This is a genomic window from Pseudomonas frederiksbergensis (genome assembly GCF_003732665.1).
Lineage (GTDB): Bacteria > Pseudomonadota > Gammaproteobacteria > Pseudomonadales > Pseudomonadaceae > Aquipseudomonas > Aquipseudomonas frederiksbergensis_G.
Genome location: NZ_MOBP01000022.1, coordinates 275,790 through 299,584, shown reverse-complemented (window position 1 = coordinate 299,584; position 23,795 = coordinate 275,790). Strand labels below are relative to the sequence as shown.

Genomic DNA, 23,795 nt, shown 5'->3' with positions numbered 1-23,795 from the left:
CTCCGGTTTAAAACGTAAAGGATGTCCCCGGTTTCTACCCGAGCAAGCCCGCTCCCACAGGGGTATGTGTTTTTGCCTAGTGGCCGGAGGCCGCAGGCCCGGCCTTTGCCGCGAACGGTGGTTTGGCCAGCCACACGATCAGCATCAACCCCATGAATCCCCACCCGAGCAACGTGAAGTAATCCACGGTGGAGAGCATGTACGCCTGGCTGGTCAGCACATGGTCGAGCTGCGCATACGCCGGGGTACTCGCGCCGCCCAGGGTGTTCAAGGCATCCCGGGTCGGTTGGTCGTAGGCGGTGATGCTTTCGCTCAGGTACGCGTGGTGCTGGTCCGCCCGGCGAATCCAGATCCACGTGGTCAACGACGCCGCAAAACTACCGCCCAAGGTCCGCAGGAAGGTCGCCAGGCCCGCGCCATCGGCGATCTGGCTCGGCGGCAGGTCGGACATCAGGATGCTCAAGGTCGGCATGAAGAACAGCGCCACGCCAATCCCCATGAACAGTTGCACCAGGGCAATGTGTTGGAAGTCCACTTCATTGGTGAACCCGGCGCGCATGAAGCAGCTCAGGCCAATCGCCAGGAACGCCAACCCGGCCAACAGCCGCAGGTCGAACTTGTGCGCGTATTTGCCGACAAACGGCGACATCAGCACCGGCAGAATCCCGATCGGCGCCACCGCCAGGCCTGCCCAAGTGGCGGTGTAGCCCATCTGGGTTTGCAGCCATTGCGGCAGGATCAGGTTGATGCCGAAGAACCCGGCGTAACCCAGCACCAACACAATGGTGCCGATGCGGAAGTTGCGATAAGCGAACAACCGCAGGTTCACCACCGGATGCTTGTCGGTCATTTCCCAGATGATGAACACCGCCAACGCCACCACGGAAATCGCAGCGCCGATGATGATGAAGTTCGATTCGAACCAGTCCAGGTCGTTGCCTTTATCGAGGATCACCTGCAGCGCTCCCACGCCAATGATCAGCGTGATCAAACCGACGTAATCCATCGGCTGGCGACTGGTTTCCACCGGACGCGCCTTGAGCTGGGAACGCACCACCATCACCGCGAAAATCCCGATCGGTACGTTGATAAAGAAGATCCACGGCCAGCTATAGCTGTCGGTAATCCAGCCACCCAGGATGGGGCCGGCAATCGGCGCCACCACCGTGACCATCGCCAGCAACGCCAGGGCCATGCCGCGCCTGGCCGGGGGATACACCGCGATCAGCAGCGTCTGGGTCATCGGGTACAACGGCCCGGCCACCAGGCCTTGCAGCACCCGGAAGCCGATCAGTTCCGGCATCGAAGTCGAAATACCGCAGAGAAACGAGGCCAGCACAAACAGAATCGTGGCCCAGAGAAACAGCTTCACTTCACCGAAACGCCGACTCAACCAACCAGTCAGCGGCAGCGCAATGGCGTTACTCACGGCGAACGAAGTGATCACCCAAGTGCCCTGCTCCGAACTCACGCCCAGGTTGCCGGAAATCGTCGGCAAGGCCACGTTGGCGATGGTGGTGTCGAGCACTTGCATGAAGGTCGCCAGCGACAGGCCAATGGTGCTGAGCAGCAGGCTGGGCGGCGTGAAAGACGCGTTATTGCTCATTGCAAATCCTATGGAACCGGGTGGGCGCGGCGCCTGTTACAGACGCCGCTGACCTTGTGGGAGCGGGCTTGCTCGCGAAGGCGGTTCTCTATTCAACATCTCTGTTGACTGATCCACCGCCTTCGCGAGCAAGCCCGCTCCCACAGGTTGGTGTGATGGCGAATCAGCGTTGCGCGGTCTTGCTGACTGCAGCGCTGTTGTCATGGATCAGTTGGGTGATCATCGCGTCGGCCTCGGCCAACTGACGGTCATAGACGTTGGTGCTGAACGACGCCTTTTGTGGCGGCTGTTGCGCCAGCACCGGGCCGCTCTGGTCGTGCAGGTTCACATCCACTTGAGTCGACAGGCCAACGCGCAACGGGTGCTTGGCCAGTTCTTCGGCGTTGACGTGAATCCGCACCGGCACTCGCTGGACGATCTTGATCCAGTTACCGGTGGCGTTTTGCGCGGGCAGCAAGGCAAACGCGCTGCCGGTGCCGGCGCCGAGGCTGTCGATGGTGCCGCTGAATTTCACGTCGCTGCCGTACAGGTCGGCTTCGATGTCCACTGGTTGCCCGATGCGCATGTCACGCAGTTGGGTTTCCTTGAAGTTGGCGTCGATCCACAGTTGATCCAGCGGAATCACCGCCATCAGCGCCGTGCCCGGTTGAACCCGCTGGCCCAGTTGCACGGAGCGTTTGGCGACGTAACCGGTCACCGGCGCGATCAAGGTGCTGCGGGAGTTGTTCAGGTAGGCCTGACGCAAGTTCGCGGCGGCGGACATCACGTCCGGGTGCGACGAAACAACCGTGTCATCGACCAGCGCGCTGGTGGTTTTCAGTTGTTGCTGGGCGTTGGCCAGGGCGTTTTGCGCCGAGGTCAGGTCATCGCGGGCGTGGGACAGTTCTTCCTGGGAAATCGCGCCGCCGGCGGCAAGGTTTTTCCGGCGGTTGAAGTTGTCCTGGGCTTTCTGCACGTTGGCCTGCTGGGCGTTGACCTGGGCGCGCATGCCGTCGACGTTGCTGTACAAGCCACGCACCTGGCGCACGGTGCGAGCCAGGTTGGCCTGGGCACTTTGCAGCCCGACTTCGGCGTCATTCGGGTCGAAATTGACCAGCACCTGGCCTTCGTGAACCAGGTCGCCATCATCGGCGCCAATGCTCACCACGGTGCCGGTGACCAGCGGCGTGATTTCCACCACGTTGCCGTTCACATAGGCATCGTCGGTGCTTTCATTCCAGCGCCCGTAGAGTTCGTGATAAGCCCAGACGCCGACGCCGGCGAGGATCACCAGAATCGCCAGCACGCTCAGCATGACTTTGCGTTTGCGTGGGTTGCTCGTGTCTTGAGCGTTTTCAGGAGCTTTTGTAGTTTCGGCAGTGGCCATGACAAGTACCTTGAATTAGTTGTTCAGCTTGGCTGGGGCTGGATTGGCCGAGGCGATGGTTTCAGCCTGGAAGCCGCCACCGAGCGCCTGCATCAGTTGAATCGACAGGTCGATCTGCTCGGCATTCAGGTTCGCCAGTTGACGCTGGGCCTGGAGCAATTGCTGTTCGATGCTGAGCACGTCCAGGTAATTGCCGATGCCGGAACCGTAGCGCTGGACCACGGTGTTGTAAGAGTCCTGGGCAATCTCGGTGGCGTGCTGCTGGGCACCAATCTGCCGGCCGATATCGCGTAACTGGTTGATGGTGTCGCTGACATCCCCCAGCGCCTTGACCAGGCTCTTGTTGTACTGCGCCACCGCCAGGTCATAGTCGGCGTCGCGGGCATCGAGGTTGGCGCGCAGGCGGCCACCGTCGAAGATCGGCACCGAAATGGTCGGGGCAATGTTGAAGAAGCGACTGGCCGAACCGAACATCGCGTCACCCAATAAGGATTCGGCACCGGCGGCAGCCGTCAGGTTCAAGTTGGGATAGAACTGGGTCTTGCTCGCGGCGATGTCCTTGCTCGCGGCTTCGACCCGCCAGCGTGCGGCCACCAGATCCGGGCGACGACCGAGCAACTCGGCCGGTAACACCGACGGTAAGGCCACGGCGCTGGCCTGGAGGATCTTCGGCCGGGCGATTTCATTGCCGCGATCCGGGCCTTTGCCCAGCAACACGGCCAAAGCGATTTTGGCGCTGTTCAGGCGTTTTTCCGCATCGATCAGGCTGGCTTCGGAACTGGCTTCCAGGCTTTCGGTTTGCTGGAACTGGTACTGGCTGTCGATCCCGGAACTCAGGCGACGCTGGCTCAAGTCGAGCATTTGTTTGGTGCGCTTGAGGTCTTCGTTGGCCAAGTCATACACGATGTGCGCCTGACCCAGATCGCTATAGGCGCGGGCGACGTCGGCGGACAAGGTCAACTGCGCGGCCTGCTGATCGACTTCCGCAGCACGAGCCTGGCCCAACGCGGCTTCCCAGGCGTCGCGCTGGCCGCCCCAGAGGTCGAAGTTGTAATTGAAGCTGGCGCTGATATTACGCACGGTCGCGTAGGCATCGCCCTGCCCGCGTGGGTCCTGATCTTTGGCCAGGCGCGAACGGCTGACACCGGCGCTGGCATCGAGGGTCGGCATCCGCGCAGCGTCGGCGGCATACGCGGCGGCGCTGGCCTGGTGGGCACGGGCCTCGGCGATTTGCATGTCCGGGCTGTCGTGCAGGGCTTCGCGGATCAGGCCATCGAGTTGTGGGTCGCCGAGGCTTTTCCACCAGTCGCTTTTCGGCCAGGCCGCCGGCGACAGGGTCACGCCGCTCAGGGATTGCCCGGCCTTGAGGGTTTTCGCATCGACGCTTTTGCCTTCGGTGTTCAGGCCGCTGTAGCTGGCGCAACCGGCCAGGATCATCGAGACCAGCACCAGGCTCAGGCCTGTACGCAAGGTTTTACTGCTCATTTGTCACCTACCCGCAGCAAAGTGATCGAGTCACCGGCTGCCACCAAGATTTTCTTCAGGATCCGTTCCAGGGTTTGCAACTCGTCCGGGGTGATGGCGCCGGCCAGTTCATTCATGGCGTCGGCGCCGATGTCCGGCAGGCGATCAGTCAACTGCTGGCCTTGTTCGGTCAGCACCAGTTGCACCTGTCGGCGGTCGGCTTCGGAGCGTTGGCGGGCGAGGAAACCTTTCTGTTCCAGGCGATCAAGCATTCGCGTCATCGAACCGCTGTCCAGGGACAGGTGACGGCACAGTTCGGCCGGGGTATCGACGCCGAACTGGGCCATGATGATCAGCACTTTGAACTGCGCGGCGGTGATGCCGTGGGGTTCCATGTGCGTGTCGATGATCCGGTCCTTGAGCAGCGCCGCACGCCCGAGCAGGAGGCCGAGGTGGCAATGCTTGAATTGTTCAGGGGTGAAATGCTTCATCTGACCACCAATTAGCTGCCTAGGCAGAGAATGTATGTCGAGATGTTACTGCCTAGGCAGAGAATGTCAACGTAATAGTTAGGATGCTTTGTATTTAGCTGATAAATGGCGGGGGTTTTGTGCTGGCCGCACGGACGCCTTCGCGAGCAAGCCCGCTCCCACAGGGATCACACTGGACCTGTGGGAGCAGGCTTGCTCGCGAAGAAAGCGACTCGGTCTTTCTGAAAGGAACGGGGGCCATTGATCGTTCCCACGCTCCGCGTGGGAATGTCTCTTGGGACGCTCCGCGTTCCGCTTTTGAATCGTGACGCAGAGCGTCACCGGCTGCATTCCCACGCGGAGCGTGGGAACGATCAGATGACAGGTTTAGAAATCCCGCTTGTAGAAGATGTCCAGGGAACTGGCCACGCCGCTGGCTACTTCCACGTAAACCTTCTTGCTCAATTTGTAGCGCAGAGCAATGGTGCTGGCCGGTTCGAACACGCCGACGCCGTAACGCAGGCTGAGTTTTTCGGAGATGTTGCCGCTGGCCACCACGCTGGTAGCGTCGCCGCTGCCCTGGGTGTCGAGCTGGAAGTCTTGAATGCCCAAGTCCTTGGCCAAACCGCTGGTCACCCCGGAACTGCCCATCAAGCCCAACCCGAGGGCCGCTTGGGCGAGCATGTTGTTGTCTTCACCGTTGGTGCTCAGCGGTCGCCCGAGCACCAGATAGGACAACGCCTGCTCCTGGCTCATCGCCGGTTCGGAGAAGATTTGCGTGGTCGGCTGCTCGGCGCTGCCGCTCAGGCGAATACCGGCGATCACGTCGTCAGTCTGGCGAATCGCTTCGATATCCAGATAGGGCTGATCGATCGGCCCGGCAAACAACAGACGTGCACGCCGCACGGTCAAGCGCTGACCATAAGCGCGATAACGACCGTCGTTGAGCCACAGCTCGCCGCGGGTATCCACGTTGTCGCCGATGTGCACATGACCTTGCAGATTCGCGGTCAGGCCAAACCCGGCAAAACTGAGTTTGTCCTCCCCCACCACCACATCGATGTCCATTTTCATGGCGATGGGCGGTTTGCCTTGTTCGGTCTGGGCGCCAACGATGATCGTGTCATCGGAGACCTTGACCGTCGACGGCGGCAGCTCACGCACGGTGATTTCGCCCTTGGGCACCAGCACTTTGCCGGCGATGGCCAGTTCGTCGCCCTTCATCGAAATCTTCAAATCCGGCGCCACTTCGAGCTTGGCGTAAGGCTCGACGGTGACCGGCAGTTGCGTGCCTTTGAGCGCCAGATCCACCACCAGCGCCTGACCCCAGGCGATGTTGCCGTTCAAACTGCCCTGCCCGCTCTTGCCGCTTTTCCAGCCGCCGTTCAATTGCACGGTTTCGCCGGCGATCACCGCTTTAAGCTGCAAGTCTTGCAGTTCCATCGGCAGTTCAGCCCCGGACACCTCGCCGTCGCTGAGCAACAGGTTGCCGTTGACCAGCGGCGCCAGCAGTCCGCCGGACAAGGTGCCGCTGCCATCCAAGCGACCGGTGAGTTTTTCCACCATCGGCACAAACGGCCGTGCCACCGACAGGTCCAGACCGTTGAGGCGGAATGAGCCGGTCAGCGGTTTGTTCTTGGGTAGCGGGTTGATTTGCGCCTGCACCATCAACTCGCCGAGCTTGCCGCCGACGAAGTTGAGGTCGGTGTCGATACGCTTGGGCGTGAGTTTGCTGGTGAGTTTCAGGGTCTGGTACGGGAAGTCCAGCCACTGCTCCTTCTCTTTCATGCGCAAGGTGCCGCCGCTGGCGTCGATGCTGATCTGGCCGTTGGGGCCGCTGGCCGGCAGGTCCAGTTGCAGGTCGGCGTTGAGTTTGCCTTTCCAGGCAAAGTCCTTGGGCAACCACTGGGCCAGGCTGTCGATCGGGAATTGCTTGAGGTGATAACGCAGCTTCGGTTCCGGCATCAGGCGCTGGTCTTCACCGCACAAACTGGCCGGGCCAGACATCCAGCAATGGGCGCCGAAATTGATTTTGCCGTCCGCCAATCGCTCAAGCTTGGCCGGGCCTTGCAGTTTCCAGTCCTGGCCGCCGGCCTGGATATCGCCGCTGGCCAGGCGTCCGCGCCAATTGCCCTTGTCCAGTGCGCCGTCGAGCCCGAGCGCCAGTTTTAGCTGCGGGCCTTGCAGGTCGAGGCTGAGTTTCTGGTTCTTGATATCGCCCTGGGCGCTGGCGGTCAGGGTGCCCAACGCGGTTTCACCGGCCTGAATGCCGCTGCCCTTGAGGTCGATTTTCGCCCGTTGCGCACTGTCGAGAGTGGCGTCGAGGTTCAGGCTTTGCAGGCGATTGTCTTCGAAGGCCAGTTGCGAACCTTGCAGCCCAAGCTTGCCTTGCGGCGCTTTGAGCGTGCCGGCGACATCGACCCGGCCGTTGAGCTGCCCACGTAGTTGCGGCCAGAGCTGGGCCAGGCGCGGCAGTTTGATATCAATCTGCCCGGCAAGTTTCTGTTGCAGGCTGCCCTTGCCGTTGATGCTGTTGTCACCGAGGCGAATCTGCAAGGCGTTGAGGTTCCACTGCTCACCGGCGCCATCAGCCTTGGCCTGGATCACCGCCGGTTGGCCGCGCAGTTTGCCTTTCAAATCGAGATCGGCGCTCAGGCTGAGTTTGTCGTTCTTCATTTCGCCTTTGCTGCGCAACGGCCCGGCCAGGGTGCCCGGCAATTCCGCCATCCAGTACGCCGGGTTGATCGCCGACAGGTCCAGCGCGGTGTCCCAGGCAATGCCCTCGGCGAATTGCAGGTTCAGGTGGCCTTCGGCCTTGCCCTGCCCGGCTTCGAGCTGGAATTGTTGCAGGTAGATTTTCGTCAGGTCGCCGGCGAATGGGCTGCTCATCGTGAACGCCCCGGCCGGGCCATCGAGTGCGGCTTTGAAATTGCCGAGGTATTGGCCGTCGGTGTAGGAGACTTCGCCATTGAAGCTGCGCAATGCCACTTGCGGTTCGTCGATCAGCGGATAGAGGCGGTGCCACGGGAAATCCAGCCAGTCGATTTTCGCCTGGGCGCTGAGGCCTTTGCTCCAGTCGAGGTTGCCGCTGAGCTTGAGGCTTTGCTTGTCGTTGGCGGTCAGGTCGAGCCCGGCGATTTGCGCGCCCTTGGCGTCGACCTTGCCTTGCAGCAACAGCGCGACCGGGCCTTGTTCGGCGGGCAACGTGGCTTTGCCGAGCAATTGGTAACCGTTTTTCAGGTCGCCGTCGCCGGTGAGTTCCAGTTGATTGAGTTGCAGGGTGTCCGGCAGATCGGTGGCGGGTTTGAAGCCGTCGGCGGTGATTCGCACCTTGGCCGGCAGGTTGTCCGCCAAGGGTTGCAGCTCGCCAGTCAGTTGGCCGTCGAGGTAACCGCTGCTGTCGGCTTTCAGATTCAAGGTTTTCAGCAGGTCGCCGTCGACTTTCAGGGCCAGGGTCCACGGCGCGGGCGTCGCCATCGTCAACTTGCCTTCGGCGGTCAGCGGCCAATTACCGCTGGGTTGCAGCAGGCCGGAGAGGTTGAGGCTCAGGTCGTCGCGCTGCAATTGCACCGAGTCAATCTGCAAACCCTTTGCGGTCCAGTGCGCCGCCAGTTGCAGGCCCTTGAGCTCTTCGCTGCCGTTGAACAGCAGGCTGCCGACCTTGACCTCGCCCAGTTCAAGCGCCAGGGGCAGTTTCAAATCCGGAAGCTTGATCGGGCCGCTGCTTGCTTCCTCGGCGCTCGGCGGGAATTGCAGGCTCACCTGATCGGCCTGCAATTGCTCGATGCACAGGGTCATGCGCGTCAGGCACAGCGGCGACCAGGCGAATATCACTCTATTCAGCTCGACCCGGCTGCTGTCTTGTTGCCACAGCAGATGATCGGCGCTCCACTGCCCGCCCAAACGGCCCTGGAAATTTTCTACGCTCAAACCCGGCACAAAACCCAGCGCCCAGCGACTGCCAGCGGCCGTGCCCAGCACCGTGGCCACCGCCAACACGATCAGCATCAGCAGCGCCAGAAACGCCACCAGTGAAATTTTCAAACCACGCTTCACAACTCAGGCCCCATGGAAAAGTGCAGTCGAATGCCGCCGTCGTCGTCCATCGCGTGGGCCAGGTCGAGGCGGATCGGCCCCACCGGCGAGACCCAGCGCACGCCGATACCGACACCGGTCTTGAGGTTCGGCAGTTCGAGCGTGTTGAAGGAGTTGCCCTGGTCGATGAACGTCGCGACCCGCCATTTTTCGGCGATGGAATATTGATACTCGACGCTACCGGCAATCATATAGCGGCCACCGATACGTTCGCCCTCGGAGTTTTCCGGGGACAGGCTCTGATAGTCGTAACCGCGCACGCTCTGATCGCCACCGGCAAAGAAGCGCAAGGACGGTGGCACGGATTTGTAACCGTTGGTGGCGCTGCCGCCGACCTGCACCCGACCGAGGAAGCGGTGGTTGTCGAAGACCGTGGTCAGGCCTTTGATCAGCGCGGTGCCGTAAAGCAGGTTGGTGTCCGACCCCAGCCCTTCCTTGGCCACTTTGGTTTCGAAGGTCAGGCGATAGCCGTTGTGCGGGTCGATGCGGTTATCGCTTTTGAGGTAGGAATAGCTGACACCGGGCATCAGTAAGGTGCTCAGGCCTGAGTCATCGCCGAGGGTGTATTCCTCGCGCTGCCACTTGAGCGACACCACCCGCTGCCAGCCGCTGGGCAACTTGCTGTGCCACTCCGGGCCGAGGGTCAGCAGTTTGCTCAGGGAGTCAGTATCGGCGATTTCTTCATATTGATAACCGGCCGCCCAGCGCAGCTTGTCGGTGAGCGGCGGGTCCAGGGGAATGTCGTAGAACACCCCGACGTTCTGCCGTGGCGCTGACACTTCGGCTTCCCAGCCATAGCTGTCGCCCTGGGGGTTGACCCAATGCCGGGTCCAGTTGGCCTTGATCCGTGGGCCGACGTCGGTGGAATAACCCAGGCCGAGGCCCATGGTCCTGGGTTTTCGGGTGTCGAGTTTGACCGCCACCGGGATCACATCGTCCTTGGACGCCGTGGGCGCCGCGTCCACCCGCACGCCTTCAAAATAGCCGCTCGATTGCAGGGCCTGATTGAGTTCGGCGATCAGTTCCGAGTCGTAGGGTGCGCCGGCCTTGAACGGCACCATGCGTTGCAGCAGGTCTTCATCGAACGGTGTGTCGCCTTCGAAGGTGACCTTGCCCAAGGCATAGCGTGGGCCGCTGTCGTAGATCAATTCGACATCCGCGACGCCAGCGCGGGGGTCCACCAGCAGCTTCTGGCTGGTAAAGCGTCCGCTGAAAAAGCCGAAGCGCGAGGCCTGGTTCTGGATCAGGCGCTTGGCGTCTTCGTAATGGCCATGGTTGAGCACCGCGCCGGGCTTGAGCAGCTCCGGCGGCGGCTTGCGAAAGGATTTGAGCGAGCCGGCCGGCCCGTCGATACGCACGGTGACGTTGCGCAGATGGATCGGTTCGCCGGGATCGATGTTCAGGGTCAGGCGCGGCTTCTCGCCGCCCTTCACTTCGCTGTCGATTTGCGGCTGGTAATAGCCCAAAGCCTGGGCGGCCTTGCGCGCCTGTTCCTCGGCGCCTCGACTGAAGCGCAGCAAGGCTTCTTCGTCACGATCGCCGAGGCTGCCGATATAGCCCTCTATATTGGCTTTCAGTTCATCGTTGGACGGTTTGATCCGCACAGCCAATTCACTTTGCGCCAGCGCCGTGCAGCTGGATAACAGCATGAGCACGCCACTGGTAAATCTTCCTGGAAACTTCATAGGCGCGGATGCTATCACGAGCTTGGGAGCGTGATAGAGCCTGGGGTGCCGGGAAAGTTCTACCTTTAAGCGGTTGCTGTTTGTAACACCTGGGGATTGGCGTGAAAAAACACATGCTCGCGGATCGGTCCTACCGCCACTTCGCCAATTTCCTCATAGCCCTGACGCTTATAGAACTCCAGATAACGCGGATTTCCGGTATCGAGAATCACCCCTTCCGAGTGTTCATCCACCGCGCACCAGTTGTGCACCGCTTGCAGCAGTTGCTCGCCGAAGTGTTTGCCCTGGAACTGCGGGTGAATCCCCAGCAATGGCAGCACATGCACCGCATCGGACGGCACACAGGCCGCGACCGCATCGTGGTATTCGAGGTAACGCCGGGTGCAGCGGAAACCGGTGCTGAGCACCATGCGCAGACGCCAGGCCCAGCTTTCGGTGATGCCCAAGCGGCGTTGCGGCGGCGCGATCAGGGCGATGCCGATCAAACGGTCGTTGACCAACAGGCCGATGGCCGGCAAATCCTGAAGGAAATGTTGTTTGACCAGTTCGCGCACGGTGGCGCGAACGCGCTGCTCATAGCCAGGGCGCTCGGCTTCGAACAGATAGCCGAAGGTCGGCTCGTGGCGGTAAGCCTGGTACAGCAAGGAGCGCGCTTCGCGGGAGTAGCCGCTGTCGAGCATGTGGATATCGGCGATGGCGGTCGAGGTTTCAGGCATAACGGTAGATCTCCCCGGGGCACCGTTCAAATGACGGCGCTCTTCTGGTTACGAGCCTATAGCGCTGGCACAGTTCCTTTCTGATCCGAATCAGTGTTGCGGCTCAGGCCGTCTTCGCGAGCAGGCTCGCTCCCACAAAGGTATAGACCATAACCCTGTGGGAGCGAGCCTGCTCGCGAAGGCGCCAGCAATGGCGCCACATTCCTTCAGCCAAACACGAATCCCCTCACCCCAACACTGGCCCCATTCCTACATGTCAGCTAGCATCGCCCTTTTGCCAGGACTGCCGACCATGAAGATCGTCTCCTTCAACATCAACGGGCTGCGCGCTCGCCCGCATCAGTTGGCGGCGCTGATTGAAAAGCATCAACCGGACGTCATCGGCCTGCAGGAAACCAAGGTCCACGACGACCAATTCCCGTTGGCCGAGGTTCAGGCCCTGGGCTACCACGTGTATTTCCACGGGCAAAAGGGCCATTACGGCGTTGCCCTGCTCTCGCGCCAGGAGCCGCTGGCCCTGCATAAAGGCTTCGTCACCGATGAAGAAGACGCGCAGCGGCGCTTCATCTGGGGCACTTTCGCCGACGCCAATGGTGTGCCGGTGACGATCATGAATGGCTATTTCCCCCAGGGCGAAAGCCGCGACCACCCGACCAAATTCCCGGCCAAGCAGCGTTTCTACAACGATTTACAGGCATTGCTGGAAAGCCAGTTCACCAACGAGCAGCCGCTGGTGGTGATGGGCGATGTCAACATTTCCCCGGAAGACTGCGACATCGGCATCGGCCCGGACAACATGAAACGCTGGCTGAAAACCGGCAAGTGCAGCTTCCTGCCGGAAGAGCGCGAGTGGATGGCACGCCTGAAGAACTGGGGCCTGGTGGACAGTTTCCGGCACCTGAACCCGGAAGTGGCTGACCGTTTCAGTTGGTTCGACTACCGCAGCCGCGGCTTTGAAGACGAACCCAAGCGCGGGCTGCGGATCGACGTGATCATGGCCTCCCATGGCTTGTTGCCGCGAGTGAAGGATGCCGGAGTGGATTACGACCTGCGGGCGATGGAAAAACCATCGGATCATGCACCGATCTGGCTTGAATTGAGCTGATCCCCCGAATTCACCCCCAATCCCCTGTGGGAGCGGGCTTGCTCGCGAAAGCGGTGTATCAGTTGATGCATGTGTTGAATGACACGGCGCCTTCGCGAGCAAGCCCGCTCCCACATTTGGTTTGGTGTCAGACGCAATTTCTGTGAAACACACAGCCCCCCTGTGGGAGCGGGCTTGCTCGCGAAAGCGGTGTATCAGTTGATGCATGCGTTGACTGACCCGACGCCTTCGCGAGCAAGCCCGCTCCCACAGGGTTGAGTGTCATCTTTCGGAAACCTTACTGACTTATTCTCCCGGCACTTCCTTTGGCTTATTAAGGTGCCGGCATGACGCTGCGCGTATTGTTCCTGTTAATGGTGTGTCTCACCCTGCCGTTAATGGCCACCGCCAGCGTCTTGCCAATCCCCGAACGCGGCCCCGTGCTGCGCATCCAGGGTTCCAACACCATTGGCGCGGATTTGGGCCCGGCGCTGGTCGCGGGGCTGATGCAGGAGCAAGGCCTGGTCAAGGTGCACAGCGAAACCCCGGACACGGCCAACGAACAGCGGATCGTCGGGCAAACGGCCCAGGGTCGGCGGGTGGTGATCGAGGTCGCGGCCCACGGTTCCAGCACCGGTTTCACTGCCCTGAAAAACGCCTCCGCCGACCTCGCCGCCTCGTCCCGTCCAATCAAGGACAGCGAACTGGCGGACCTCAAATCCCTGGGCGATCTGAAAAGCCCCACCGCCGAACAAGTCATCGCCATTGATGGCCTGGCGATCATCCTGCATCCGCAAAATCCGCTGAATCAGCTCAACACCGAACAACTGGCGCGGATCTTCAGTGGCGAGGCCAGCACGTGGGAAGAACTCGGCGGGATCGGTGGGACGATTCATCTGTATGCGCGGGATGATCAGTCGGGCACCTACGACACGTTCAAGGAATTGGTCCTCAGTCGGCGTGGGAAAAGTCTGAGCAGCACGGCGAAACGTTTCGAGTCCAGCGAGCAATTGTCCGACGCGGTCAGCCTCGACCCGCAAGGCATCGGTTTTATCGGCCTGCCCTACGTGCGCCAGGCGAAAGCCGTGGCCATTGTCGATGGGCAATCCCAGGCGATGTTGCCGCTCAACAGTTTGATTGCCACCGAGGACTATCCGCTGTCCCGACGACTGTTCTTTTACCTGCCGCCGAATGGGAAAAATCCCTGGGCCGAGGCGCTGGTGGCCTTCGCTCAAAGCAGCAAGGGTCAGGCGATTGTCGCGGCCAACGGCTTTATCGCCCAGACCGTTCAGGCCATGGCGGTCACACCGAACTCGCTGATGCCCGAGGGCTATCAGGCCCTGAGCCGGCATGCCCAGCGTTTGACTGTGAATTTTCGCTTTGAAGAAGGCAGCGCGAGCCTGGACAACAAGGCCCGGCAGGACCTGTCCCGGGTGCTCGACTATATAAAGCAGCACGACAAGAGCAACCGCGAGGTAACGCTGGTGGGGTTTGGCGATGCCAAGAGCGACCCGGCGCGGGCCGACCTGCTGTCGAAACTGCGGGCGATGGCGGTGCGGCGGGAACTGGTGAAAAGCGGTGTGGTGTTTCGCGAGATTCGTGGCTTTGGCGCCGAGATGCCAGTAGCGGCGAATAGCGCGGATGAGGGACGGATCAAGAATCGGCGGGTTGAGGTTTGGGTGTATTGACCACGTCGATCGTTCCCACGCTCTGCGTGGGAATGCATCCCGTGACGCTCCGCGTCACCGCTACAAAAGCGGACGCGGAGCGTCCATGGCGGCATTCCCACGCGGAGCGTGGGAACGATCTGTAGGTGTTATTGCGCGCTACGCATCATCTCTTTCGGCACATATTTACCAATCTCGAATTTGCCAATCGCCGCACGGTGCACTTCGTCCGGGCCGTCGGCCAGGCGCAGGGTGCGCTGCATGGCGTACATGTAGGCCAGCGGGAAGTCGTTCGACACCCCTGCCCCGCCATGGATCTGGATCGCCCGGTCGATCACGCGCAACGCCACATTCGGTGCAACAACCTTGATCTGGGCGATTTCGCTTTTGGCAATCTTGTTGCCCACGGTGTCCATCATGTACGCCGCTTTCAACGTCAGCAGCCGCGCCATGTCGATTTCCATCCGCGAGTCGGCGATTTTGTCGATGTTGCCGCCCAATCGCGCCAATGGTTTGCCAAATGCGGTACGGCTGACCGCACGTTTGCACATCAACTCCAGCGCACGCTCGGCCATACCGATGGAGCGCATGCAGTGGTGAATCCGGCCTGGGCCAAGGCGACCCTGGGCGATTTCGAAGCCGCGTCCTTCGCCCAACAGGACGTTTTCATACGGCACCCGGACGTTTTCGAACAGCACTTCGGCGTGGCCATGGGGTGCGTCGTCGTAGCCGAACACCGGTAGCGGACGGACGATTTTCACGCCGGGGGTGTCCACCGGCACCAGGATCATCGAGTGCTGGGCATGACGCGGTGCATCAGGGTCGCTCAGACCCATGAAGATCAGGATCTTGCAACGCGGATCGCAAGCACCGGAGGTCCACCATTTCTTGCCGTTGATCACCCATTCGTTGCCATCACGCACGGCGCGGGCGGCCATGTTGGTGGCATCGGACGAGGCTACATCCGGCTCAGTCATGGCGAACGCCGAGCGAATCTCGCCGCGCAGCAGCGGTTCGAGGTAACGCTGTTTCTGTTCTTCGTTGGCGTAGCGCACCAGCACTTCCATGTTGCCGGTGTCCGGTGCCGAGCAGTTGAACGGTTCGGGACCGAGCAGCGAGCGACCCATGATTTCGGCCAACGGCGCATATTCAAGGTTGGTCAGGCCGGCGCCGAGTTCGGACTCAGGCAGAAACAAATTCCACAAGCCTTCGGCCTTGGCCTTGAGTTTGAGTTCTTCCATGATCGCCGTCGGCTGCCAGCGATCGCCTTCGGCGACCTGACGCTCGAACACGGCTTCAGCGGGATAAACGTAGGTGTCCATGAACGCGGTCACGCGCTCACGCAGTTCTTGCACCTTGGGCGAATAAGCGAAATCCATGGGCAGCTACCTTCTTTCGGGAGGTTGTTCAGGGCATGCAATCGATGCTAGAACAGCGTTGATAATTTACCTAGCCTATTCTCGGCGTGTATTAACATTCATCACCGATATATGATCGGGTGATTGAGAACCAACAATAAGAGTGCAGCGCAATGAATCTGAGCAAGGTCGACCTCAACCTTTTCATCGTCTTCGACGCGATCTACACCGAAGCCAACCTGACCCGCGCCGGGCAGATTGTCGGCATTACCCAGCCGGCGGTTTCCAACGCCCTTGCACGCCTGCGCGAGACCTTCAACGACCCCTTGTTCGTGCGCACCGCCCAAGGCATGGTGCCCACGCCCATGGCGCAAAACATCATCGGCCCGGTGCGCAACGCGCTCTCGTTGTTGCGGGTGTCGGTGCAGGAAAGCCGCATTTTCAACCCGCTGCAAGCGGTCAAGACCTACCGCATCAGCATGACCGACCTCACCGAAGCGGTGATCCTGCCAGCCTTGTTCCAACGCCTGCGGCGCCTGGCACCGGCGGTGATCATCGAGAGTTTTCTGTCCAAGCGCCGCGAGACAACCAAGGAACTGGCGGCCGGTCGCCTGGATTTTGCCGTGGACGCGCCGCTTAACACCGACCCGCAGGTGCGTCACGTCAAGTTGATGGAGGACCGTTACGTATGCGCCATGCGTAAGGGCCATCCGCTGGCGGGCAAAGAAAAATTCACCCTCGACGATTACCTGTCGCTGACCCACATCCACATTTCCAGCCGCCGCAGCGGCCTTGGGCATGTCGACCTGGCCCTGGGGAAAATGGGGATTCAGCGCAAGATCGCCCTGCGTTCCCAGCATTATTTGATGGCGTCCCAGGTGTTGCAGCAGACCGACATGGTGATGACCGTGCCGGAACGCTTTGCCCGTCGCCATGATTTGCACGCGTTCAACCTGCCGGTCAACGACGTGCCGCCGGTGGAAACCCACCTCTACTGGCACGAAAGCACCGACCAGGACCCGGCCAACCGCTGGATGCGCGAGCAGATGATCGAGTTGTGCCAGCAAGTGACGGCGCATGAGAAGAAGCTCGATAAGGTGTAGGACGTTGCACCGCGTTACCGTTCTTCGCGAGCAAGCCCGCTCCCACATTCGATCTTCAGAGAGCACAACATTTGTGTATTACAGAGATCCCTGTGGGAGCGGGCTTGCTCGCGAAGAGGCCATCCGCAACACCATAGCCCCCTGCCCCTTGACGTAAACGTCAACCTGCCATTAGCTTAGCGCCATGACCTTCTTCGAGCGCTTCCATGAGCAGCCAGACCTACAGCATTTCCGACCTCGCCCGCGAGCTCGACATCACTACCCGGGCCATTCGCTTTTATGAAGAGCAAGGCCTGCTCAGCCCCGAACGCCGTGGTCAGGAACGCATCTACTCGCCCCGGGACAAGGTCAGCCTCAAGCTGATCCTGCGGGGCAAGCGCATCGGTTTTTCCCTGGCCGAATGCCGCGAACTGATCGAACTCTACGACCCCACCGGCGGCAATCAGAAACAACTGCAAACCATGCTGACCAAAATCGCCGAGCGGCGCGAGCAACTGGAGCAACAGATGCTGGATATCGAGCAGATGAAGCTGGAACTGGATACGGCGCAAGAGCGCTGCACCCAGGCGCTGGAACAGACGATCAAGAGTCAGCAGCCCGTTCAATAACCAACGACGATCCAATGTGGGAGCGGGCTTGCTCGCGAATGCGGTGTGTCAGCCAACATCAATGTTGAATGTAAAACCGCATTCGCGAGCAAGCCCGCTCCCACAGGGGTTCTGCGAACATTCAGAAGGTCCACTGCCATGTCCCTCCCCACCCACGTACGCCTGATCGAAGTCGGCCCCCGCGACGGTCTGCAAAACGAAGCCCAGCCCATCAGCGTCGCGGACAAGGTGCGGCTGGTGGATGCCTTGAGCGCCGCAGGCCTGGGCTATATAGAAGTCGGCAGTTTCGTCTCGCCCAAGTGGGTGCCGCAGATGGCCGGTTCCGCCGAGGTGTTCGCGCAGATCCAGCGCAAGCCCGGCGTGACCTACGGCGCACTGGCGCCGAACCTGCGCGGGTTTGAAGACGCAATCGCCGCTGGGGTCAAGGAAGTGGCGGTATTCGCCGCCGCCTCCGAGGCGTTCTCCCAGCGCAACATCAACTGCTCGATCAGCGAAAGCCTGGCGCGGTTCGTGCCGATCATGGAGGCGGCCAAGCAACATGGCGTCAGCGTGCGCGGTTATGTGTCGTGTGTATTGGGCTGCCCTTACGAAGGCCACGTCGCGCCGGAGCAAGTCGCCCTGGTCGCCCGGGAGTTGTATGCCATGGGCTGCTACGAGGTTTCCCTGGGCGACACCATCGGCACCGGCAACGCTGGCGCGACCCGCACAATGTTCGAAGTGGTGTCGAAAGAGGTGCCGCGAGACAAACTGGCCGGGCATTTCCACGACACCTACGGCCAGGCCATGGCCAATATCTACGCCAGCCTGCTGGAAGGCATCGCGGTGTTCGACAGCTCTATCGCCGGCCTCGGCGGCTGCCCATACGCCAAGGGTGCCAGCGGTAACGTTGCCAGCGAAGACGTGGTGTACCTGCTCAATGGCTTGGGTATTCACACCGGTATCGACCTGGACGCCTTGATTCTCGCGGGCCAGCAGATTTGCACCGTGCTGGGGCGAGCCACCGGTTCGCGGGTGGCCAAGGCGCGCAGCGCCCAGTAACGCTGCGGTTGTGTCCGGGTGTTACCGCAGTGTCTGGAGTGCGGGTACAAAACGAGTAACACGGAAACAAATTGTCGAGTTTGAGCTGAGCGAAAATTCCTACGAAATCTCAATTCGTTGATTTTAAAGGACTTTATAAAGTTGGCACGGCTCCTGCTATCTCTATGGCATAACAAGAATAAAAAGCAGCAAACCAATAAAAATAAGACGAAACGACTCTGACATAACAAGAACAACACGGCAGAGACGCAGCTAACAGATTTTTTTGGAGAAGGTGTGCTTTTCAGGGTGCTTTTCGGAGTAACCCGCAACCGGGCAGAGAACAATAAAACTACCTTCAGGTAGCTCCCGAACTGGTTGGATCGCTTGGCGAAAAAGTAGATCAGCGCTCAAAAAAATACGTTTGCTCTTGACCCCGGATGGGGGTCGACTAAAACAGCGGTAAAGGGCCACGGTTGCCAAAAACAACAATAGACCGCCCCTCAATAATAAAAAAAGAGCACGCGCAACGACAAATTAAAGGGGAGCTTCGGCTCCCCTTTGTGCTTTCTGCGTTTCACTAAAACCGGTTTCTGTAGGAGCAAGGCTTGCCCGCGAAGGGAACGCCTCGATCCAACAGGAAAACCGCGTCATCGTTCTTCGCGGGCAAGCCTCGCTCCTACGGTATCGCTTTGAGCTCCTCGATACTGATTTCCCGCATCCGGAATTTCTGGATTTTGCCCGTCACGGTCATCGGGAATTCTTCGACAAACTTGAAATACCGCGGTGTCTTGAAGTGCGCAATGCGCGACTTGCACCAGATTTTCAGTTCCTCTTCGGTGGCGCTGTGGCCGGGGTGGAATTTGATCCAGGCAACGATTTCTTCGCCATAACGCGAGCACGGAATGCCGATCACCTGCACGTCCGCCACCGCCGGGTGGGTGAAGAAGAATTCCTCCAGTTCCCGTGGGTAAACGTTTTCGCCGCCGCGAATGATCATGTCCTTGTTACGCCCGGCGATGCACACGTAGCCCTCGTCATTCATGCTCGCCAGGTCGCCGGTGTGCATCCAGCCGGCCTGATCGATGGCTTCGGCGGTTCCTTGAGGGTTGTTCCAATAGCCGAGCATCACGCTGTAACCCCGAGTACACAGTTCGCCGATGGTGCCACGCGGCACCAGGTTGCCGGCCTCGTCGATGATTTTGCTTTCCAGTTGCGGCTGGGTGCGGCCGACGGTGGTGACGCGCAGTTCCAGTTCGTCTGACGGACCGGTCTGCAAAGAAACGGGGCTTGTTTCCGTCATGCCGTAGGCAATTTGCACTTCGCTCATGTGCATTTCATTGATGACCCGGCGCATTACCTCGATCGGGCATGTGGCCCCGGCCATGATCCCGGTGCGCAGGGTCGACAGGTCGAATTCGGCGCGCCTGGGTTGATCGAGCATGGCGATGAACATCGTCGGTACGCCGTAAAGCGCGGTGGCTTTTTCTTCGGCGACGGTGGTCAAGGTCAGCAACGGATCAAAAGCATCGTTGGGGTAAATCATCGTGCTGCCGTGGGTGATGCAGCCGAGGTTGCCCATGACCATGCCGAAGCAGTGGTACAGCGGCACCGGGATCACCAGTCGATCATCGGCGCTCAGGCCCAGGCTTTCGCCGACCATGTAACCGTTGTTGAGAATGTTGTAGTGACTGAGGGTCGCGCCCTTGGGGAAACCGGTGGTGCCGGAGGTGTACTGGATGTTTACCGGTTGGTCGAAATGCAGGCTGTGTTGGCGTTCGTGCAATTGCTCGACCGGGACGCTGGCCGCCAGATCGGCGAGTTGCGACCATGGCAGGAAACCCGAAGGCGGCTGGGTATCGAGGCTGATGACGCCGCGCAGGTCGGGCAGGCGTTCGCTCTGCAGTTGGCCGATGGATTGCTCCGCCAGTTCCGGTGCCAGGCCTTGCAACATCCCGTGATAGTCGGAGGTCTTGAAGGCCCCGGCGCAGACCAGCCATTGGCAGCCAGACTGCTTCAGTACGTATTCAAGTTCGGAACTGCGATAGGCCGGGTTGATGTTGACCAGGATCACACCGATTTTCGCGCTGGCGAACTGGGTGATGCACCACTGCGCGCAGTTTGGCGCCCAGACACCGAGGCGATCACCGGTCTGCAAACCCAGCGCCAGCAGTGCCCGGGCGTGCAGGTCCACGGTATCGGCCAGTTGCCGCCAGGTGTAGCGCAACTGTTGATGACGCACGACCAGCGCCTCCCCGTCCGGGTATTGCGCGACCGTGTGATCGAACTTTTCGCCGATGGTCATCGCCAGCAAAGCTTTGTCCTGGGAACCACGGGTGTAGCTGCGCTGCGGGTTTGCACTGGGTTGATCCATGACGACCCCTATTGTCTTTATTTATGGGTTGGCGACGTTCACCTGTGGGAGCGGGCTTGCTCGCGAAGGCGTCGTGTCAGCTGACATTACTTCGACTGACATACCGCTTTCGCGAGCAAGCCCGCTCCCACAGGGTGGGTCCGCTTTTCTATCTTGAACTGGCCCTACTCTCGCTCAAGTTGACGTTAACGTAAAGGGTGATTGACAGCCATTCGTCACAGGCTTACGTTAACGTAAAGGTGAGAGCCGGATCACTGCCCTCCCTACCCTACAAAAAAGCCAAAAGGTGACCCATGAGCTATCCATCCCTGAACTTTGCCCTCGGTGAAACCATCGACATGCTGCGCGATCAGGTTCAGTCCTTCGTCGCCAAGGAGATCGCCCCGCGCGCGGCTCAGATCGACATCGACAACCTGTTCCCTGCGGACTTGTGGCGCAAATTCGGTGACATGGGCCTGCTCGGCGTCACCGTGCCGGAAGAGTACGGCGGCGCGGGCCTGGGCTACCTGGCGCACGTAGTGATCATGGAAGAAATCAGCCGTGGCTCGGCCTCGGTGGCGTTGTCCTATGGAGCCCATTCCAACCTCTGTGTGAACCAGATCAACCGCAACGGCAATCACGAACAGAAAACCAAATACCTGCCCAAACTGATCAGCGGCGAGCACATCGGCGCCCTGGCCATGAGCGAGCCGAATGCCGGTTCCGACGTGGTGTCGATGAAACTGCGCGCCGACAAGCGTGGCGATCACTACGTCCTCAATGGCAGCAAAACCTGGATCACCAACGGCCCCGACGCTAACACCTACGTGATCTACGCCAAGACCGACCTGGAAAAAGGCCCTCATGGCATCACCGCATTTATCGTTGAACGTGATTCCAAAGGCTTCAGCCGCAGCAACAAGTTCGACAAGCTCGGCATGCGCGGCTCAAACACCTGCGAGCTGTTCTTCGATGACGTCGAAGTGCCGGAAGAAAACATCCTCGGCGTGCTCAACGGCGGCGTGAAAGTGCTGATGAGCGGCCTCGACTACGAGCGCGTCGTGCTGTCGGGTGGCCCGACCGGGATCATGCAGTCGTGCATGGACCTGATCGTGCCGTACATCCACGACCGCAAGCAGTTCGGCCAGAGCATCGGCGAATTCCAGCTGATCCAGGGCAAAGTCGCCGACATGTACACCCAACTCAACGCCAGCCGCGCCTACCTCTACGCGGTGGCCCAGGCCTGCGAACGCGGTGAAACCACGCGCAAGGATGCGGCGGGCGTGATCCTCTACAGCGCCGAACGCGCCACGCAAATGGCCCTCGACGCGATCCAGATTCTCGGCGGCAACGGCTACATCAACGAATTCCCGGCGGGTCGTCTGCTGCGTGACGCCAAGCTGTACGAAATCGGCGCCGGCACCAGTGAGATCCGTCGCATGCTGATCGGTCGCGAACTGTTCAACGAAACGAAATAAATTTCGTCAGCGGCAAGCGGCAAGTTTCAAGCTGCAAGAGAACCGCGCTCTTGCTTCAACTTGTAGCTTGTAGCTTGCAACTCGAAGCTGCTACGGAGTAGCCCATGATTCTGCATACCCAGCTCAACCCCCGTTCGGCGGAGTTCGCCGCCAACAGCGCGGCGATGCTCTCCCAGGTCGACGCCCTGCACACCCTGCTCGCCCAAGTGCAGCAAGGTGGCGGCCCGAAGGCGCAAGAACGCCACACCTCCCGGGGCAAATTGCTGCCCCGCGAGCGGATCAATCGCCTGCTCGATCCGGGCTCACCGTTCCTGGAAATCAGCCAACTGGCGGCCTACGGCGTGTACGGCGAAGAGGTGCCGGCGGCGGGCGTGATCGCTGGCATCGGCCGGGTCGAAGGCGTCGAATGCATGATCGTCGCCAACGACGCTACGGTGAAAGGTGGTTCGTACTACCCGCTGACCGTGAAAAAACACCTGCGCGCCCAGACCATCGCCCAGCAAAACCGTTTGCCGTGCATCTACCTGGTGGACTCCGGCGGCGCCAACTTGCCGCGTCAGGATGAAGTGTTCCCGGACCGCGAGCACTTCGGCCGGATCTTCTTCAACCAGGCCAACATGAGCGCCATGGGTATTCCGCAGATTGCCGTGGTGATGGGTTCTTGTACGGCGGGTGGTGCTTATGTGCCGGCGATGGCTGACGAAGCGATCATGGTCCGTAATCAAGCGACGATTTTCCTCGCCGGCCCGCCGCTGGTGAAAGCCGCGACCGGTGAAGTGGTCAGCGCTGAAGACCTGGGCGGGGCCGACGTGCACTGCAAGGTGTCCGGGGTGGCCGACCATTACGCCGAGAGCGATGAACACGCCTTGGCCATCGCGCGACGCAGCATCGCCAACCTCAACTGGCGCAAGCTCGGCGAATTGCAGCAACGCACACCGATTGCGCCGCTGTACGGCAGCGACGAGTTGTATGGCGTGGTTTCGGCGGATGCCAAGCAGCCATTCGACGTGCGCGAAGTGATTGCGCGATTGGTGGACGGTTCGGTATTCGACGAATTCAAAGCGCTGTTCGGGACTACATTGGTGTGCGGCTTTTCCCACCTGCACGGCTACCCGATCGCGATCCTCGCCAACAACGGCATCCTGTTCGCCGAGGCCGCGCAGAAAGGCGCGCACTTTATCGAACTGGCCTGCCAACGCGGCATTCCGCTGCTGTTCCTGCAGAACATCACCGGGTTCATGGTCGGCCAGAAATACGAGGCCGGCGGCATCGCCAAGCACGGCGCCAAACTGGTGACTGCCGTGGCGTGCGCCAAGGTGCCGAAATTCACCGTGATCATCGGCGGCAGCTTCGGCGCGGGTAACTACGGGATGTGCGGGCGGGCCTACGATCCGCGTTTTCTGTGGATGTGGCCGAACGCACGTATTGGCGTGATGGGTGCCGAGCAGGCGGCTGGCGTGCTGGTTCAGGTCAAACGCGAGCAGGCCGAACGCAGTGGCCAGGGTTTCAGCGCCGAACAGGAAGCCGAGATCAAGCAGCCGATCCTCGATCAATACGAAGAGCAGGGTCACCCCTACTACTCCAGCGCACGGCTGTGGGACGACGGCGTCATCGACCCGGCGCAAACCCGGGATGTACTGGCCCTGGCCTTGTCCGCGTCGCTGAACGCGCCAATCGAACCGAGCCGCTTCGGCGTGTTCCGGATGTGATTTGTTGGAGCGAGGC

Annotated in this window: 16 protein-coding genes; 7 read left to right on the top strand and 9 right to left on the bottom strand. The window is 60.6% G+C overall.

From position 1 onward, the window contains the following. Nucleotides 1-76 precede the first annotated feature (76 nt). The 7 genes from BK665_RS29675 to BK665_RS29645 all read right to left on the bottom strand — a co-directional run bounded on the left by BK665_RS29675 (nucleotide 77) and on the right by BK665_RS29645 (nucleotide 11,402). Entirely contained in the window at nucleotides 77-1,606 is a 1,530-nt protein-coding gene (locus BK665_RS29675; protein WP_123410056.1) for a DHA2 family efflux MFS transporter permease subunit, read from the bottom strand. Between the two features lie 163 nt (nucleotides 1,607-1,769). Further along, the gene (locus BK665_RS29670) at nucleotides 1,770-2,972 is read right to left on the bottom strand and encodes an HlyD family secretion protein (RefSeq protein WP_123410055.1); all 1,203 of its coding nucleotides are present in this window, start codon (nucleotides 2,970-2,972) and stop codon (nucleotides 1,770-1,772) included. A gap of 15 nt (nucleotides 2,973-2,987) precedes the next feature. Continuing rightward, the gene (locus tag BK665_RS29665) at nucleotides 2,988-4,457 is read right to left on the bottom strand and encodes an efflux transporter outer membrane subunit (protein ID WP_123410054.1); all 1,470 of its coding nucleotides are present in this window, start codon (nucleotides 4,455-4,457) and stop codon (nucleotides 2,988-2,990) included. Beyond that, nucleotides 4,454-4,927: a MarR family winged helix-turn-helix transcriptional regulator gene (locus BK665_RS29660; RefSeq protein WP_123410053.1), complete on the bottom strand. Its 474-nt coding sequence runs from the start codon at nucleotides 4,925-4,927 to the stop codon at nucleotides 4,454-4,456. The genes BK665_RS29665 and BK665_RS29660 overlap by 4 nt, the downstream gene beginning before the upstream one ends. A gap of 366 nt (nucleotides 4,928-5,293) precedes the next feature. After that, nucleotides 5,294-8,962: a translocation/assembly module TamB domain-containing protein gene (locus tag BK665_RS29655; protein ID WP_123410052.1), complete on the bottom strand. Its 3,669-nt coding sequence runs from the start codon at nucleotides 8,960-8,962 to the stop codon at nucleotides 5,294-5,296. After that, nucleotides 8,959-10,686, bottom strand: a complete 1,728-nt coding sequence (locus BK665_RS29650) for an autotransporter assembly complex protein TamA (protein ID WP_123410051.1) — start codon at nucleotides 10,684-10,686, stop codon at nucleotides 8,959-8,961. Before BK665_RS29650 ends, BK665_RS29655 begins: the two co-directional genes overlap by 4 nt. A gap of 65 nt (nucleotides 10,687-10,751) precedes the next feature. Continuing rightward, nucleotides 10,752-11,402 (bottom strand): GNAT family N-acetyltransferase, encoded by a 651-nt coding sequence (locus BK665_RS29645; RefSeq protein ID WP_054053735.1) that lies wholly within the window; start codon nucleotides 11,400-11,402, stop codon nucleotides 10,752-10,754. 292 nt (nucleotides 11,403-11,694) lie between these two features. Between BK665_RS29645 and xthA the strand changes: the two genes are divergently transcribed. Then, nucleotides 11,695-12,507: an exodeoxyribonuclease III gene (gene xthA, locus BK665_RS29640; protein WP_123410050.1), complete on the top strand. Its 813-nt coding sequence runs from the start codon at nucleotides 11,695-11,697 to the stop codon at nucleotides 12,505-12,507. A gap of 326 nt (nucleotides 12,508-12,833) precedes the next feature. Beyond that, on the top strand, nucleotides 12,834-14,174 hold the full coding sequence (locus tag BK665_RS29625) for a substrate-binding domain-containing protein (RefSeq protein ID WP_123410049.1): 1,341 nt from the start codon (nucleotides 12,834-12,836) through the stop codon (nucleotides 14,172-14,174). A 128-nt stretch (nucleotides 14,175-14,302) separates the two neighbouring features. Here BK665_RS29625 and BK665_RS29615 read toward each other — a convergent pair whose 3' ends face one another. Continuing rightward, nucleotides 14,303-15,532 (bottom strand): acyl-CoA dehydrogenase, encoded by a 1,230-nt coding sequence (locus BK665_RS29615; protein WP_123410048.1) that lies wholly within the window; start codon nucleotides 15,530-15,532, stop codon nucleotides 14,303-14,305. 152 nt (nucleotides 15,533-15,684) lie between these two features. Between BK665_RS29615 and BK665_RS29610 the strand changes: the two genes are divergently transcribed. From BK665_RS29610 to BK665_RS29600, 3 genes are all read left to right on the top strand, one after another. After that, entirely contained in the window at nucleotides 15,685-16,614 is a 930-nt protein-coding gene (locus tag BK665_RS29610; RefSeq protein ID WP_123410047.1) for a LysR family transcriptional regulator, read from the top strand. A 206-nt stretch (nucleotides 16,615-16,820) separates the two neighbouring features. Next, a complete protein-coding gene (locus BK665_RS29605; protein ID WP_123410046.1) occupies nucleotides 16,821-17,222 on the top strand; it encodes a MerR family transcriptional regulator in 402 nt (133 codons plus the stop codon). Nucleotides 17,223-17,360: 138 nt separating this feature from the next. Then, entirely contained in the window at nucleotides 17,361-18,260 is a 900-nt protein-coding gene (locus BK665_RS29600) for a hydroxymethylglutaryl-CoA lyase (protein WP_123410045.1), read from the top strand. Nucleotides 18,261-18,918: 658 nt separating this feature from the next. Here the strand turns inward: BK665_RS29600 and BK665_RS29595 are convergent. Further along, entirely contained in the window at nucleotides 18,919-20,613 is a 1,695-nt protein-coding gene (locus BK665_RS29595) for an AMP-binding protein (protein ID WP_123410044.1), read from the bottom strand. Between the two features lie 293 nt (nucleotides 20,614-20,906). Here BK665_RS29595 and BK665_RS29590 point away from each other — a divergent pair, with 293 nt between their 5' ends. Next, a complete protein-coding gene (locus tag BK665_RS29590) occupies nucleotides 20,907-22,070 on the top strand; it encodes an isovaleryl-CoA dehydrogenase (protein WP_123410043.1) in 1,164 nt (387 codons plus the stop codon). Between the two features lie 104 nt (nucleotides 22,071-22,174). Continuing rightward, entirely contained in the window at nucleotides 22,175-23,779 is a 1,605-nt protein-coding gene (locus tag BK665_RS29585) for a carboxyl transferase domain-containing protein (protein WP_123410042.1), read from the top strand. Nucleotides 23,780-23,795 lie beyond the last annotated feature (16 nt).

Coding starts and splice junctions, on each gene's coding strand:
- BK665_RS29675 (WP_123410056.1), bottom strand. CDS start 1,606: ATGAGCAATAACGCGTCTTTCACGCCGCCCAGCCTGCTGCTCAGCACC.
- BK665_RS29670 (WP_123410055.1), bottom strand. CDS start 2,972: ATGGCCACTGCCGAAACTACAAAAGCTCCTGAAAACGCTCAAGACACG.
- BK665_RS29665 (WP_123410054.1), bottom strand. CDS start 4,457: ATGAGCAGTAAAACCTTGCGTACAGGCCTGAGCCTGGTGCTGGTCTCG.
- BK665_RS29660 (WP_123410053.1), bottom strand. CDS start 4,927: ATGAAGCATTTCACCCCTGAACAATTCAAGCATTGCCACCTCGGCCTC.
- BK665_RS29650 (WP_123410051.1), bottom strand. CDS start 10,686: ATGAAGTTTCCAGGAAGATTTACCAGTGGCGTGCTCATGCTGTTATCC.
- BK665_RS29645 (WP_054053735.1), bottom strand. CDS start 11,402: ATGCCTGAAACCTCGACCGCCATCGCCGATATCCACATGCTCGACAGC.
- xthA (WP_123410050.1), top strand. CDS start 11,695: ATGAAGATCGTCTCCTTCAACATCAACGGGCTGCGCGCTCGCCCGCAT.
- BK665_RS29625 (WP_123410049.1), top strand. CDS start 12,834: ATGACGCTGCGCGTATTGTTCCTGTTAATGGTGTGTCTCACCCTGCCG.
- BK665_RS29615 (WP_123410048.1), bottom strand. CDS start 15,532: ATGGATTTCGCTTATTCGCCCAAGGTGCAAGAACTGCGTGAGCGCGTG.
- BK665_RS29610 (WP_123410047.1), top strand. CDS start 15,685: ATGAATCTGAGCAAGGTCGACCTCAACCTTTTCATCGTCTTCGACGCG.
- BK665_RS29605 (WP_123410046.1), top strand. CDS start 16,821: ATGAGCAGCCAGACCTACAGCATTTCCGACCTCGCCCGCGAGCTCGAC.
- BK665_RS29600 (WP_123410045.1), top strand. CDS start 17,361: ATGTCCCTCCCCACCCACGTACGCCTGATCGAAGTCGGCCCCCGCGAC.
- BK665_RS29595 (WP_123410044.1), bottom strand. CDS start 20,613: ATGGATCAACCCAGTGCAAACCCGCAGCGCAGCTACACCCGTGGTTCC.
- BK665_RS29590 (WP_123410043.1), top strand. CDS start 20,907: ATGAGCTATCCATCCCTGAACTTTGCCCTCGGTGAAACCATCGACATG.
- BK665_RS29585 (WP_123410042.1), top strand. CDS start 22,175: ATGATTCTGCATACCCAGCTCAACCCCCGTTCGGCGGAGTTCGCCGCC.